Origin of the sequence: Parabacteroides distasonis (genome assembly GCF_004793765.1) — a bacterium.
Classification (GTDB): domain Bacteria; phylum Bacteroidota; class Bacteroidia; order Bacteroidales; family Tannerellaceae; genus Parabacteroides; species Parabacteroides distasonis_A.
This window is the reverse complement of sequence record NZ_SRYM01000002.1, coordinates 103,559-117,843: the sequence shown is the minus strand read 5'-3', so window position 1 is coordinate 117,843 and position 14,285 is coordinate 103,559. Positions and strand designations below refer to the sequence as shown.

General features: G+C 42.4%; 10 protein-coding genes and 1 pseudogene. 4 read left to right on the top strand and 7 right to left on the bottom strand.

What is annotated here, in order from left to right; translation table 11 throughout:
* Positions 1-11: 11 nt before the first annotated feature.
* From E5342_RS01400 to E5342_RS01385, 4 genes are read right to left on the bottom strand one after another with little or no spacing between them, the layout of a single operon-like run.
* Positions 12-3,662, bottom strand: a complete 3,651-nt coding sequence (locus tag E5342_RS01400) for an ATP-binding protein (RefSeq protein WP_135958648.1) — start codon at positions 3,660-3,662, stop codon at positions 12-14.
* Positions 3,646-4,203: a condensin complex protein MksE gene (locus tag E5342_RS01395; protein WP_007665836.1), complete on the bottom strand. Its 558-nt coding sequence runs from the start codon at positions 4,201-4,203 to the stop codon at positions 3,646-3,648. Before E5342_RS01395 ends, E5342_RS01400 begins: the two co-directional genes overlap by 17 nt.
* The gene (locus E5342_RS01390) at positions 4,193-5,392 is read right to left on the bottom strand and encodes a hypothetical protein (protein ID WP_084081112.1); all 1,200 of its coding nucleotides are present in this window, start codon (positions 5,390-5,392) and stop codon (positions 4,193-4,195) included. Before E5342_RS01390 ends, E5342_RS01395 begins: the two co-directional genes overlap by 11 nt.
* 26 nt (positions 5,393-5,418) lie before the next feature.
* Positions 5,419-6,807: an ATP-binding protein gene (locus tag E5342_RS01385; RefSeq protein ID WP_135958647.1), complete on the bottom strand. Its 1,389-nt coding sequence runs from the start codon at positions 6,805-6,807 to the stop codon at positions 5,419-5,421.
* Between the two features lie 403 nt (positions 6,808-7,210).
* On the opposite strand from E5342_RS01385, the gene E5342_RS01375 reads away from it, so the two are divergent.
* Genes E5342_RS01375 through lepB form a run of 3 tightly spaced genes read left to right on the top strand, consistent with a single transcriptional unit; the run spans position 7,211 to position 8,947 of the window.
* Positions 7,211-7,636 carry a glycosyltransferase gene (locus tag E5342_RS01375; protein ID WP_135958646.1) on the top strand — a complete coding sequence of 142 codons (426 nt, stop codon included), beginning with the start codon at positions 7,211-7,213 and terminating at the stop codon, positions 7,634-7,636.
* Positions 7,633-8,079, top strand: coding sequence for a cysteine peptidase family C39 domain-containing protein (locus E5342_RS01370; protein WP_135958645.1), 447 nt, complete (start codon positions 7,633-7,635; stop codon positions 8,077-8,079). The genes E5342_RS01375 and E5342_RS01370 overlap by 4 nt, the downstream gene beginning before the upstream one ends.
* A gap of 4 nt (positions 8,080-8,083) precedes the next feature.
* Entirely contained in the window at positions 8,084-8,947 is an 864-nt protein-coding gene (gene lepB, locus E5342_RS01365) for a signal peptidase I (protein WP_121735505.1), read from the top strand.
* Between the two features lie 162 nt (positions 8,948-9,109).
* Here the strand turns inward: lepB and E5342_RS01360 are convergent, their stop codons facing one another.
* Positions 9,110-11,116 carry a hypothetical protein gene (locus tag E5342_RS01360; protein ID WP_135958644.1) on the bottom strand — a complete coding sequence of 669 codons (2,007 nt, stop codon included), beginning with the start codon at positions 11,114-11,116 and terminating at the stop codon, positions 9,110-9,112.
* Between the two features lie 88 nt (positions 11,117-11,204).
* Between E5342_RS01360 and E5342_RS01355 the strand changes: the two genes are divergently transcribed.
* Positions 11,205-11,828 (top strand): DUF4923 family protein, encoded by a 624-nt coding sequence (locus E5342_RS01355; protein ID WP_121735507.1) that lies wholly within the window; start codon positions 11,205-11,207, stop codon positions 11,826-11,828.
* An 89-nt stretch (positions 11,829-11,917) separates the two neighbouring features.
* Here the strand turns inward: E5342_RS01355 and E5342_RS01350 are convergent, their stop codons facing one another.
* Together E5342_RS01350 and E5342_RS19555 are read right to left on the bottom strand one after the other, a co-directional pair.
* Positions 11,918-14,053 (bottom strand): HRDC domain-containing protein, encoded by a 2,136-nt coding sequence (locus E5342_RS01350; RefSeq protein WP_121735508.1) that lies wholly within the window; start codon positions 14,051-14,053, stop codon positions 11,918-11,920.
* Positions 14,054-14,134: 81 nt separating this feature from the next.
* Positions 14,135-14,281, bottom strand: a pseudogene (locus tag E5342_RS19555) (MmcQ/YjbR family DNA-binding protein); the annotation flags it as partial.
* Between the last annotated feature and the right edge of the window lie 4 nt (positions 14,282-14,285).

Genomic DNA, 14,285 nt, shown 5'->3' with positions numbered 1-14,285 from the left:
ATTGTATCCGACTATTTTATTCGTTTCAATAATTTTTCCACTCTCGTCTTCACTCCATACTTACTCAGAAGATAGGTATAACGATAGTCGTAAGGGTTATAGGATGTGGGGGAACTATTGATGAGATAGATATTGCGTGAATTGGCAAATTGGAGAATACCTTTGATATTGTTAGGATGCAAGCGTCCTATCTCATCCATCATGCAATGTACAATGAAATCACCACTCTTTCGGGCTGCCTTTTTCTTAAAGACGTTGATGAGCATGATATTGACCATTGCCTTCACAAGAATGTCCGTACCATCTGACCCTACATTATTAATACGCTCGACCCAGTTCGTGTCGTTATCGTTTTCCTTTACTCGAAATTGTAAGCGGAATGCGTCACTCAATGATACAGATGGACGATTCGGTTCGTTCTGCAACTGATGAGATAAACTCTTCAGATAATCCACGACCTTGAGGTTCACTTCATCCCGATTATTGCTTGAGAAAAGATTAAGTTCACCGATAGAGGGCGCATTTTCTACGGTATAATCATGAATGGATATAAGCAGTTGCATGAGCTTGTCTGAGGATTCATTCGCTCTTAGCTCAATGCTCTTGATGACTCCAGCAAAGTTCTTTTCTACAAAATCACGATTGATGTCAAGTATCACTCCGTCCACATCCGATCTACGTTTCATCATCGAACCAATTTCGGTTGAGATACGTCCCAAAATGTCTTTATAATGCTCGCTGGTACGTCGGCGGAACTCATCGATTTTGTTATTGTCCATGAACTCCTGCAAATCAACGGCAATTTGCAGATAATCATTGTCCGTCACAGGCATCGTGTTGAAATGGAAAGTATTTTGAGGCTTGAAGTTGCGATTGAAACTAACCACTATATCTTTAAGTTTGTCGATTGACTCGCGTTTTTGATTGACAGTACCTCTAAGTTGGCTCAGGAGTTGCTGACAATCCAAATGTGTCTCCATTGTCTTGTCATCAGAGAGATAAGTGTCGGGTACCAAATGTTCGTTCTCGACCATTTGATGATAAAGGTTCAACCCCTCTTTTCTTTGCGCCAGCTCCTTGAGGACTATATGCTGACGCTCTTCCATTTCTCTGCATTTTTTCTCGATGCGTGTTCGTTTATCCTCATAACGCTGGCGTATCATAGAGAGTCGTTGCTCGATAGTCTTAATCGTTTTTCTGATTTCCGGCTCCTTGGCAAAAAGGTTTTGTTCAGCGTCGCGATACCTGATAACAATAGAACGTTCCTCTTCAATCCTCGCCAACAATGTCTGCAAATCCTTCAAAGCTTTACGATATTGTTCAAGCAAATCCATATCAACACCTTTGCCTGCAAGTTCTGCTTTCTGTTGTTCATCGAGTTGCTTCTTCTGTACGGCAAACTCCTTATAACGCACGGTCGCTTCCGCATTTTGTGATTCGTTAAAAATGCGCAGTTCCTCATCAAGTGCTTTTGAGGTTTTACCGAATGAGGATTCAAGGTTTTTAAGTTCTTTTTTATTCCTTGTTTCATTTTTCTCACGGACATCCTTCTCCGATTGCACGTTTAGCAGAGCTTCGTTGAAGGAACGTTCACGGATCTCTTTTTCTTGAGCAATCTGTTCCAGTTCTTCCATCTCCAGCTTATGCCGATAGTTTTGCAGATTTTGTCGTTTGACAGGTATTTGTTCTTCTTCCACCTTTAACAAAGTTGCATTCTGCCGAAGCGGATTGAGTTGTGTCGCATATTTTTTTCCGAGTTTCGATATCTCTTCCTCAAGGGTAATAGGCGATTGCATGAGCTGGCGGTTTATTTGCTTCACTTGCTCTTCCAAGTTCTTTTTCTCCAATCTATACTCGTCAGGCGTACGATGCACGGAGGCTATATTGTCTAGGTTCAACCTTATCCCGAACAAGTTGTCAGATGCAACACAAAACTGAGGTTCAAGCCCTTGTGCGTATAGGACCCGTTCTTCGTCAATCACTTTGCCTATCGTGTTTTCCCAGCCTTCCGTATTCTCGCAAAGCCATTTATAAAAAGAGCCGTCTAAATGGGTAAGCAAATTATTAATCTTTGCAATTTGTTCCCTGATTTGTGTCCGGTCGGCTTCAAGCCGTTCCTGCTCACGTTGTGAGGCATGTTTTATTTCAGCCTCTTTCATCTCATACTCGGCGATAATCTGTGTTATCTGGCTTTTTACCGCTATCTGTTGTGCGGTATTCTCTTTCTCTTTCAAATTCAGCTGTTGAAGTTGTTCATCCGTTTGCTTTATTTCATCGGCCATAGGATGCCAATGACGGAGTTCCTTCAACGCACTATCAGCCCTGTTTTGTTCGGCCAACAAGACTTGTAAACGCTCATCAGACTCATGTCGCCAATTGTCGAACGCTTCCATAATCTGATTTCTATTCTTGGAACGGTCTTCTTCTAGTCTCTTACGCTCTATCTGGAGTATGGCTTGTTTTTGATAATATGCCTCTTTTTGAACATTTTCGAATGCTTGACGCGCATTCTCCAGTTTAGCCTTTGCAATGTTGTACTTTTCCTCTATTGAAGCATGCGTTTTCAATAAATCATCCAATAGAGTTTGTTTATTAATCGCTTCTTGCTTGATCGCAGACTCCCGGTCGGAAAGAGAGAGTTTGTCTTCAATGCCAAGAGCATCGAAATCCTTCCTTGCCTGTGCTATTTCTTTCAGTTTGCTTTTCTTGGCGCCAAGTTCTTGATTGAGCGAGTCTTTTTCTTTATCATAGTCAGTTGTAAGTTCTTTCTTACGACTATGTTCCTTTTCTATGGCCGTTTTAACTTCTTCCGCTTCCACTTCCAATAGTGGTATCCGTTGCTCGCTATATGCTACCGCATGATTCATCATATGCCATACATCCGACAATTGTTGGTCGAGCGCGACAATTTTGCGACCTTGTTCGGCAATATTCAATGCCTGTTGGCGCACCGGATAATTGCCGTCACGTGTTTGACGGAACCAGCAATCAATTTCATCATACTCTCGTTCAAAGTTTGAAACAAGTCGTCTGTAGGTTTGTAAATCAATGGGCAAATCTTCATCTGTCATGGATTGTATGATCGTGTTCTTTACAAAGTCTGCATCCAGTTTGGTATTCAGAAATACGTTTTGAATGCTTCGCGGGATATTCTGATAATGCGAACTCTGAACTAAAGAATAACGTGCGTATTTATGGTCATGTGTATTGCCGAAGATAATATCTTTGAACATCACACCGGATTCTATTCTTGCAGAAACCCCTACATTCTTGTCTATACGTTCACGAATCTTCACCCAATCACTCAACACCTGCTTGTCTTCGGTAATGAACCATTCACGTTGATAGGGTGCATCTATAAATCGCCATGAAGCACGTCCTTGGTATCTGCTGACCAATATGGTATATGCGCCATTATCACGCATCACCTCATAAAGTATATACGAATTTGACTGGCGAAAATAGAATTCATCAAACGACTTCTGTCCCTGTTGAATACCTAAACGGTGTTTGTCGGCATTATAGAAAAACAGCAATGCCCTCAACACAGTACTTTTGCCCACACCTTGTGTTCCTGTAAAATGTACATTGCCATCCACGGAAATCTCAGCATAAGGGATATTAGCACTATTAATAAAAATAATCTTATTCAGGTACTTCATCTTCATTAACTATTTGAATGATTTCCACTAATTCTTCAACATAGCGAAATGCCGAAGTAATCTTATAAGTCTCGTCTTGTTCGCTAATACACTCGGCAAAACCCATATTCTGCATCTCTTGAAGCAGTTTGTTTACAATCTCAATATTAGACCCTGCACCGTACTTCTTGAATAGATGATTAGCCTTTTCTTTTAGTTCTATATCCAGACTAATCTGTTCTATCAAATGACTTTTACGGAACTGATATCCGGCTGTAAATGATTGGTTATAGCATTTCAAAAAGTCCAGATAGTCAAGCCATTTTGAAAAGCTTTCCAATTTCTGTTCTATGGTTTGCTTACTTTCTCCTTTTCGCGAAAAATAGAAGAAACCATTGCCGCATTCCAATTGCAGACCAATTTCCTTGAAGTAATCAGTATAATCCTCCATATTCTCCTCGATATCTTCATACAAATGGCGGATGGAGGTATCTGTGCTGTCCACCGAAAGAAACTCTCCTCGGCTCAACCGTTCGTATATTCTTTGAGTATTATTTCGCATAAATTATGGGATATTCGATGTCTTGATAAATTGCATATTCTCCTGTCATCCTGCATTCGTCAGAATGTAGGATAACCAATTGGCAAAAGAGAGTTACTAGGTCTTCCATCGTACATTTTACTTTATAGTCATACCTCAAAATGAACTTAAACAGATCATAGCTTGAGGCTAAGAACGCATTCCATACTTCCGTGGAATCCACCTCCTCCAGTTGTTGGATATGCTCTTGTAAATCTTCCTCTGTCAAAGGTTCGGCTTCTGCTCTTGTTGTTTTCTGTATTCCGTTGCGTTCAGCCATTCGTCTCAATAACTTTACGACCTGCTCATTTTCCCGTAGCATCTCCAAAGACAAACGTGTCTTGTTGTATTGGCGGGATTCCGTCCAAAGAGGACTTCTCTCTTCCAATACCTGCATAAGGTTCGTATCCGTCTTAATAAGTAACTGATCTTGCAGATATTTCAACTTTCGTATCTTTTTATAAAGTTGATTCTGCTGGTCTATCTGGTTGATGTAGAAAATAATCTGTCGGTCAATCTCCATGAGTGCATGATAAGCTTCCACAAAATCATGTTTCACATCGCTACAGGTCTTGGCCATGTGCGGATCATTGGCCATAATGAAGAAAGCATGCTCGTTGTCCATCAACTTTTCACATTCACGTATCATGACACGGATGCTATGGCTCTTCTCATCCAGATTCTGTAGTTTTTTCTTCTTGATAATATAGTTGGGTTCCTGCTTATAAGCATTATCCATGTTACGTTTCAAATCCACCACATTCTTCAACGTTCTGAATCCAGTCTTCTTTAAAAGTTGCCGTACATTGTCTTGATATCCGGCTTTGCGATTGACATTAGTCTCTTGCAGAAAATATCCAATATGTTCTTTTAAAGTGTTGATACATTCCTGCACACTCAATACGCTAATCTCCTCGTTTACATTCAGCACCTCCTCGAAGAAGTTCAGATAGTCACTTTCAATTTCAAGCGTATTGCCTGTCTCCACCAATACGCCATAGTCAACCAACTTTCTCAATCTGGTTTCATTCCCTCCGACAAGATCTATAGCAAGTCCCAACGGAAACTTTATTAGTTTACGTTTCTCAAACATCTCACTCAGCAAACCTTGCTCACGCGAGAGTGTTTTGGTCAGTTCTTCTATGCTTCTGAAATGTGTCAGAATATCCATATTTCAAAATTCTATAATTAATGCCATCAAACTGTCAATAAACTCAAATCAACATCGGGAATGATAACATCCGTAAGCTTATCTTCAACAAGGAATCCCATATACAACGGAATGGTAAGTATATCTCCCTCACGTCCTACATTATATTGCCCCAACTTGATTGCATTCTTGACATGATACACATCCTTGTTCTTCAGAACCGTAGTCATACTTTTTGCCTTTCCCGACTTTGCCTTGACTTCAAGAATAACGCATTCTCCTTTGAATCTCACCAAGAAGTCCAGTTCAAGCCCGCTATCCTTATGGAAGTAGTATAGTTTTTGCCCGGACTTGCATAAGAAATCAGCCATCAGATTCTCAAAAATAGCCCCCTTGTATCCAAGAAGATTACCCTTCAAAATATCTGCCTGTGTTCCATAATCGAGCATTGCCATTAAAACACCTATGTCAGTGGTATATACCTTGAAACACTCTTTGACGGAATTGCCTTCTAAAGGCAGTTCTGTAATCTGCGTGTTATAGCATCTACGGACTATCTCGGCATCCTCCAACCATTGGATGCTACCGATGTATTGCGAAGCCCTTCCACCCTTCTTGACGATGGAATATTGAAATTTCTTGTTCTCTTTGGCTAATTGTTTCGGAATGGATTCAAAACATTCACGAATGTTAGGCTTGTCCGCATCATCCGCATATTTAACCATATCCTCTTCGTATTCGGCAATAAGATTGCGTTGCGCCTTATAGATAAGTTCGATATTCTTGGTTTCAAGGAAACAGTTCACCACCTCCGGCAGACCTCCGACAACGACATATCTATACAGCAACTCCATCATTGCCTTGTGAATTCCATCGGGAACAACCTTTTCGCTCTCAAAGCATAATTTGACAGAATCAATGACCGCCTCACCGATTCCATTTGCCCATAGAAATTCCTCAAAGTCCAACGGATACATATCTATCACGGTTTCATATCCGACTGGAACCGAATCTTGTCCTTCCTCTTCGTTTTTCTTTCTGCTTTTGCCGTAGCCTTTCACTCCCAAAAGAGAACCCGTAGCAATAACATCGAAACGTCCGTCTATATGGAATGACTTCAAGGCTGTCCTTGCCTCCTTGCATTCCTGAATCTCATCAAGAATAATACAGGTTTTCCCCTCAATGAAACGACTACCTTGAATCAAAGCAGAGAGGTTGAGAATAATGGTATCGACATCTATATTACCCGTAAAGGCAGACTTCTTATCCGGTTCAAGTATGAAGTTCATATAGACCACACTCTCATAATTCTCTCTTGCGAACTTCTGGACAATGTATGTCTTTCCACATTGGCGGATACCTTTTATCACAAGGGGCTTTCTGTCCTCAGACCCTTTCCATTTAGCTAAATATGTTTCTATTTTCCTTTTAAGCATAGCGCAATCATATTCTTCCACTGGCAAAGTTACACTTTTTCCAGCGAATAACATTCAAGTTAGCACACTTTTTAAAACGAATAAGTCACATATAGATACATTTTTTCAAGCCAATCACATTTTTTCGTGCAAAAATCTGCTGCAACCCACAGAAATTCCAAGAAAACCACTACCTTTGCATACAACAAGCGTTCTGTAACATACCCGTGGAAATACCCTATCATTCAACACCTTGTATCTGATAGCGGACATTCCACAAAAGGGCTGAAAAGAGGCGGTACAACACGTATATGCAAAACGATGAAATACAACGGTTTGCACTTGTCCCTACATTCTGTGTACTTGTCAAAACAGAGGTTGTACCGATTAAAATGAATGGTCACTGATAATCAGTGAGGTAAATATGCTGCATCGAAATCCTCAATTCGTTTTCATACTATCTGTAGGGAAGTATCATAATACCTCTTATTTACTCCCTTGTCCGTCCAATCTATATGTGTTCCAACAGGTACCCCAGTTGCACTTGCTTTCATACTGCGACTTGATGATCACGTCTGGCGGGATGAATAGTATTGCAGAATGTATCGAAAAGGAGGTACCCATGCTTGTATGCCCTTTATCATTAAAATCGGATCAATTAGGAAACTCGGCGCGGGTGGTCTATCACGGTTTGGGGTTGAGGGCACGTATAAAGTTGGACTCTTCACGAACAATCGAGAAGAGAATCGTCCAACTGTTTGAGAATTATGCTACTTTCAAACGAAATCTTTCCATGATGCGAACAAAGATCTTGGCGGAAAGTACGGCTATAAATACAGAGGTAATATGAAATCACTCCGCTTTATACGAAAGACATTTGTGTATCGGGATATTCCATCTTCCGGGGTGATGTGTCTGCTATCAATCATAAGATACCATAAAGGAGCTGTAGATTCCGCCCGTTTATTGCCAGCCTGCCAGTCAACAGACGGAAGAACTTTTCTATCCGATTTGGCGAACGTGGCGGAAACGGTAGGATTACGTACGCAAACCGGAGCGTCTACCTTGTCGAACTTGAAAAAATTCCCCCATCCGGTCATCTTACATATAAGGAATGATTGGGGAGCGTATGACTTCGCTGTGTGTTATGGCTTTTATGGAAGATTCTTTTTGGTGGGCGTGCCTAATTGGGGATTGATGGAATTTAGGGAAATGGAGATGGAGGTGTTATGGGAATCTCGTGTGCTACTGTATTTGGAACCTACGGGTGCTTTTAAAAGGAAATCGTTCTAGTAAGATGAAGAAAAATGAGAAAATAGATCTTGTTTACAAGCTTTGCCGATATGTGGTCGATACGCTATTTTGGGGATGTATGGTCGTGGCCTTATTCGTGGTTATGCAAATATTCCTTTTCTCGTCCTTTAAGATCCCGAGCAATTCCATGGAACCCGGACTGATAGCGGGAGACTATGTGCTGGTGAACAAGCTGATTCCTGGAGCCCGTTTGTTCAACGTCTTCGCTTCTTTGCGTGGCGAGCAGGTTCAGATCGTTCGTCTACCGGGTCTAAGAGAGATAAGGAGAAATGACGTGGTCGTGTTTAATTATCCATACCCCAACAATTTGGACAGGATAGAGATGCATATGATGAAATATTACATTAAGCGTTGTCTGGGGTTGCCGGGTGATAGTCTATCTATCGTAAATGGTTATTATAGAGTCAATGGCATATTTGAACCCGTAGGGAATATCGAGGGACAAGAACTATTTTCCGTCCAGAGTAACAAAATGCTGAAAGATGCCGGGTTATATTGGAGTTTTCCGAAAGACAGCCTGATAAGTTGGAACGTGAAAAACTTCGGCCCGCTATATCTCCCAAGGAAAGGGGATGTGATTGATATGAATCGTGAGAACATCAGTATCTATCGTAAGCTGATAGAATGGGAAACCGGTCAAAAGCTTGATCCCCGGATCGTGAGCTACACCTTCCAAAAGAATTACTATTTCGTGGCAGGAGATCGGATCGAGGACTCGCAAGACTCTCGTTATTGGGGCTTGTTGCCGGAGGAGTTTATCGTGGGAAAGGCCACCTTTATATGGAGATCCATGAATCCACAAACAAGGGAGATACGATGGGATCGTATTTGTAGCCGTATAGAATAACTTGACGAATAATAATCAAATTGCGGAAAAGTCTTCATTTTATTGTATAGGTGTGTGCCAAAATATTGTCGTGTCCATACAGACTTGATCATTCCTTTTGACACACACATCTGAATCGGTTTGTTCTGGTTGTAAGAGCCAAGTATATGAGGCCTAAGAGTTTTAGTCTTTTAATACTTTACGGAGTGCTTCCAACATCGGATCTACGGTAAGATCGTTGCCGGTAGCTTGCTTGATCCATACATTCGGGGTGAGGCGGCCTTGCTTGAATATCCGGCTAACCTCATTCGCGAAATCCTTGCCGTTGAGGTAGTTCTCAAGTTGGAACTCGATAATCTGTCCGAAAGCGTAGGCGGAAAGGTAGAGCGGATAACCGATCATATGGGAGTAAATCGCTAGAACGGTCTCGTCTTTTACACCGAATACCGGAGCGTAATACTTATTCCAGATATCCTTGGAAAGACGGATCACGGCCTCCTGCAATTCCCCGGCGGTAGCGTTAGGATGTGCGTACATCCATTTCCATACGGAGATATCCAGCATGGAAACACCGCAAATCTCATACATGCTCCATATCTTATCCAAGATATCCATCTTCTCTTTTTCCGGATTCTCGTCTTTTATGCCCAGTAACTCAAGGTCTCTTTTCTGGAAGACAAAGGCCAGCGCTTCGGTGAAAGCCGTATTGGGAACTCCGTTGAGCATATAATAATCGACATCATATAATGAGATCGTTTGCTCTACGTTGTGCCCAAACTCATGGATGGCGATATTATATCCTTTATAATCCATCCCTTCTGAAGGGATACGGGTACGTAAACGGGAACGCTGGCCTTTCATGGAGGCTCCCCACGCATGACCGGAACCACGGGCAGGATCGACAGCGATCTTATCCGCCAGATATTGGGCACGATCGGGGCTGAATCCTAGTTTCTGCAAGATTTCCGGTAGCTTCTTTTCCATCGTTACCGCATCGGGATACAGGGTACGGGTTTGTTCGTTTAGCTTGTTCTCGTCCAGATTGCTACGGGCCTTGAAGCCATCGTACCATATATCGTAGGCTTCCAGTTTGCGTCCGAGGCGTTTGGAGATGATTTTTCCCACTTCCTTTAGTTCTGGGGCGGAAAGGTACTGATCGAACAAGGCTTCTACATCGTTGACGTCTATCTCCATATCTTCCGTGAACTTACGGTCTATATACGTGTTCCCCGTATATTTGTCTATACGCTGCATGGCGTTGAAGTTATTCAACATTTTCTGATAGCGGGCCGGGCTTTCAGGGGTACCTTTTATTTTATTTCCAGCTTGGGATAACGTATTGGCGTACGGGTTCCATTCGTAATGATTCGAGTTGATCACCTCTTTCGGAATTTCTTGCGAGATGATTCGCTTCATGACCTCATATACCATCCGTTGTTTTTCCAATCCCTCTTTTCCTTTGTTATAATTGGCCTTGATCTCGTCGCGAAGGTTCCAATGGCAAAGTAAGCGCATGTCGGAGGGGAAAATGGTTTTTCCTTTAGGAGTTAGTAAATGCCCCATATAGATATTATAATCCGCTATGTAAATATCCGCGTCACTTTCCGTATCTGCGGCGGCTTGCTTTACTTCCGCCGGTATCCGTTCCGTAAACATATCGCCCAGACGGGCGTAGGCCCATGCTTTACGGTCATTCCCTAACGCCTCTTTCTCCTTGAGAGTAAGTTGGGGAAAGTTGAGGGCGATGATGAAGCCGATCTTGTTGGCGTATAGATCGTCCATTAGGTGGGAACTGGGGCTGTAGGATCCGAATTTCTCATCGATGGCGTGTAGAGGTCCGGTATCTAGGTTCAAATTGCGTTGCAGACAGAGTACCATCTCGTTGAAATTGCCATTGATACCTTCAAGATACTCGCTGATCTTGAGGAATACTTGGTCCTTTTCGGCGGGATCGGATAGATAATTCTCCCGGCAGAAGGTTTGAAACGCTTGCTCATCCCCATCGGAGGTTTGCCAGAGGCGGGCTACTTGCTCGACGCCCTTTGCGATTCCTGCTTGATTCTTAGTGTCCTTGGCTATTAGATCGTTTATCGTAGCTTTTACGATAGAAGGCTGGATACTGGCTTGCCCTTGCATAAAGCCAAAAGCGCAGGCCAGTAACATACAAATACGTACGACTTGTTTTCTCATGGTATGTTTGTATAAAGTTATTTAAAACAAATATAGCAATAATATTTGTATCTTTGACAGATTTTTTAATTGAGTAAAAAACAAAAAGATGAAAAAGTTACTATGTGTGTGGATGGCCGTATGCGGTCTTTTGTTGATTCCCGGAAACATGAAGGGACAGTCCTTGAAAGATATCTTAAATTCATCTGCCGTAAAGAACGCCGTGACTTCTGTCACCGGAGGGAAAGCCGTGACTTTCGAGAATTTACAGGGAACTTGGATGTATGTGAATCCTGCCTTGCGACTGGAAGGTGATAATGCCTTGAAGAATGTAGCGGGAAGCTTGGCGGCTACCGAGGCAGAGAAGAAAATGAAGGAATATTGCGCGAAAGTAGGTATCGTGGAAGGTGTGTTTAATTATGTCTTTAATTCGGATAGTACGTTTACGAGCGCATTGAAAAGGGGAAGCCTGAAAGGTACTTACTCGTTGAATCCGGGAGATAAAACGGTGACGTTACGGTATACGGTAGGTAATAAGAAGCTGGCCGTTTCTACGCTTACCGCCCATGTCGTCCTTTCCGGTAATGAGTTGACATTGCTTTTTAACGCGGATAAATTACTGAAGTTCTTGAGCACGGTTTCTTCTATATCCAGCAATACGACCTTGAAAGCCATCAATAAGGTGGCAAGTGAATATGATGGCATGATGTTGGGTTTCGATTTGAAAAAGTAACTTAATTAAAACGCCAAAGTATCTTAGTTGAAACGTTCAAGTATCTTAGTTTAAATGTCCAAGTATGTTAACTTCATTTGCGGATGAAGTTAACATACTTTGGAAGGAGAGAAAGAAGAGACGATTTCTAATAATGCTTCTCCGTAATTCTCGATTACTTTTTTGCCGATGCCGGGTATCTTTAATAAATCTTTTGGGTGCGTAGGTAAGGTATTGCAAACACCTATCAATGCTTTCTGTTGCAAGATCGTATAAGGGGGTAATCCTTTTTTTACGGATAGATTGTATCTCCATTGTTTTAGGCGGACATATAATTCGGGATGCAAAATGTCGGTAGAGACAGCGATCTTCTCGGACTCGGATGTTTTCCGGGAAGCCTTCCGCTTGCTGGCCATAGGTGCTTCTTCTATGCTTGCCTTAGCCTTGGCGGATAGATAGTCGATGAGGCGAAAACCCTCTTGGCTGGCTTTTAGTGTGGCGACCTTGATGGAGAGCTCGTCGCTGAAAGCTTTTAAGGCGGACGTGAAAGTTTTGCGAGCTTCTTTATTATCGATCTCCACGTCAGAAGCCTCTATCAAGGGTTGGCAATAGGTCTCGATCTTTTCCAGAAAGTAAGCGCAGCCTTTTCGGATACGGTCTTGTATATGTTCGTCCGTATCATAGAGACTGGTGCTGGAGATCATACGGGTGAGTTGCTGGCAGAAACGTTCGCCTACTTCTACTATATCCGAACGGAAATAATCCCGGATCCGGGGATATTGATTGCTTAATTCCGGGTATAGTTTTTGCAGATGGGTGTATGCCACATAAGATGTATATTGCAACTTTTGTTGTACGGGATTGAAGTCGAATAGCTCGGTTGCTAGTCTCAAATAGTACTGTTGTTGGGCTTGCCGTAATTGGTCCTCACATGGTTGACGCTCCGAGAGGGAAGAGGTATAATTTGATATCTTCTCATCGCGAATCATGGCATTTTGAGTGATCGGGCTACTTAATACCATTCCTTCCAACGTCTTGCAACGGCTCAAGGCTACGTAGACTTGTCCGTGTGAGAAGGCGGCGGATGCGTCGATGATGGCATGCTCGAAAGTCAAACCTTGGCTTTTATGTATGGTGATCGCCCAAGCGGTTTTCAGTGGGTATTGGCTGAAAGAGCCGGCGATCGTTTCCGTGATTTCCTTCGTGTTCTTGTCGATCGTATATTTCACGTTTGTCCATGTCTCCCGGTCTACGGTGATATCATTGCCCGATTTGTCAGATACGATAATCTTGTTCGGGCTGATGAAGACAACTCGTCCGATCTTTCCGTTGTAATATCGCCTTTCGCCGGAAGAATCGTTTTTTACGAACATGACTTGAGCGTCTAGCTTTAGCTCCAATACCTCGTCGGTCGGGTAGGAGTAAGCCGGGAAATCATCCTTGATCTCGGCCTTGAACGTATAAGCCGGATCGGGTAGTTCTTGCAACTTGCGGTTATTGATTAGCTGGGCTTGATAATTATGGGTTGTCAGCGTGATATAATCCGCTTTGTCTTCTGGTTTAAAATGGGGAATATAACGTTGGTTTAAGGTGTGTAGTGTATTCTCGTCGAAGCGGTTTTCACGGATATTGTTTAATAGGCGGACGAACGTATCGTCCGCTTGGCGATATACTTGAGTTAATTCGATGCAAAGATAATCACTCTTGGAAAGAGCCTTACTGTCAAAAAAGAAGGGAGAGGTATAATGTTCTCTCAGCAAATTCCATTCGTCCTCCTTCACTACGGGGGCTAGTTGTTGCAAGTCTCCGATCAATAATAATTGAACACCACCAAAAGGTTTATCCCTATCCCGGTAACGACGTAGCATATCACTGATAGCATCCAGCAAATCAGCACGTACCATACTGACCTCGTCGATTACGAGTAAGTCCATACTACGGATGATATTGATCTTATCTTGATTGAATTTATGTGAATAGGATTTGTTTTGTCCGGATGCCATTTCGCTACCCGGTACATACGGTCCGAAAGGCAGCTGAAAGAAGGAGTGAATCGTTATACCTCCTGCGTTAATCGCCGCTACTCCGGTAGGCGCTACCACAATCATCCGCTTGGGGGAAGTCTCTTTAAGTTTCTTCAAGAATGTGGTCTTTCCTGTTCCCGCTTTTCCGGTAAGGAAGATGTTGGTCCCGGTATTTTCCAGATAGTTGAAGGCTAGGTCCAATTGTAAATTCGTCTGCATCATATTTATGCTGTTTAGGTGAATTCACAAATGTACGTATAATCTTTCAAACGTCCTTCTCAAATGGGAAATAAACGGAGTAACTTTATTCATATGCCAACCGGGTGTTATTCCTGAGCATCGGACTTGTAATTCACCCTGATTGTATTTATCTGGGACATTCGTGAAAGGCATTTTTTCATAAACACCTTTCAACGAAAGGTAATATTCCCTAAACTCTTCAATATTCATAACT

Excerpts from the sequence above, each read along its gene's own strand:
- E5342_RS01350 (WP_121735508.1), bottom strand. The coding sequence starts at position 14,053 with ATGATGCAGACGAATTTACAATTGGACCTAGCCTTCAACTATCTGGAA.
- E5342_RS01390 (WP_084081112.1), bottom strand. The coding sequence starts at position 5,392 with ATGGATATTCTGACACATTTCAGAAGCATAGAAGAACTGACCAAAACA.
- E5342_RS01395 (WP_007665836.1), bottom strand. The coding sequence starts at position 4,203 with ATGCGAAATAATACTCAAAGAATATACGAACGGTTGAGCCGAGGAGAG.
- E5342_RS01355 (WP_121735507.1), top strand. The coding sequence starts at position 11,205 with ATGAAAAAGTTACTATGTGTGTGGATGGCCGTATGCGGTCTTTTGTTG.
- E5342_RS01375 (WP_135958646.1), top strand. The coding sequence starts at position 7,211 with ATGCTGCATCGAAATCCTCAATTCGTTTTCATACTATCTGTAGGGAAG.
- E5342_RS01360 (WP_135958644.1), bottom strand. The coding sequence starts at position 11,116 with ATGAGAAAACAAGTCGTACGTATTTGTATGTTACTGGCCTGCGCTTTT.
- E5342_RS01385 (WP_135958647.1), bottom strand. The coding sequence starts at position 6,807 with ATGCTTAAAAGGAAAATAGAAACATATTTAGCTAAATGGAAAGGGTCT.
- lepB (WP_121735505.1), top strand. The coding sequence starts at position 8,084 with ATGAAGAAAAATGAGAAAATAGATCTTGTTTACAAGCTTTGCCGATAT.
- E5342_RS01370 (WP_135958645.1), top strand. The coding sequence starts at position 7,633 with ATGAAATCACTCCGCTTTATACGAAAGACATTTGTGTATCGGGATATT.
- E5342_RS01400 (WP_135958648.1), bottom strand. The coding sequence starts at position 3,662 with ATGAAGTACCTGAATAAGATTATTTTTATTAATAGTGCTAATATCCCT.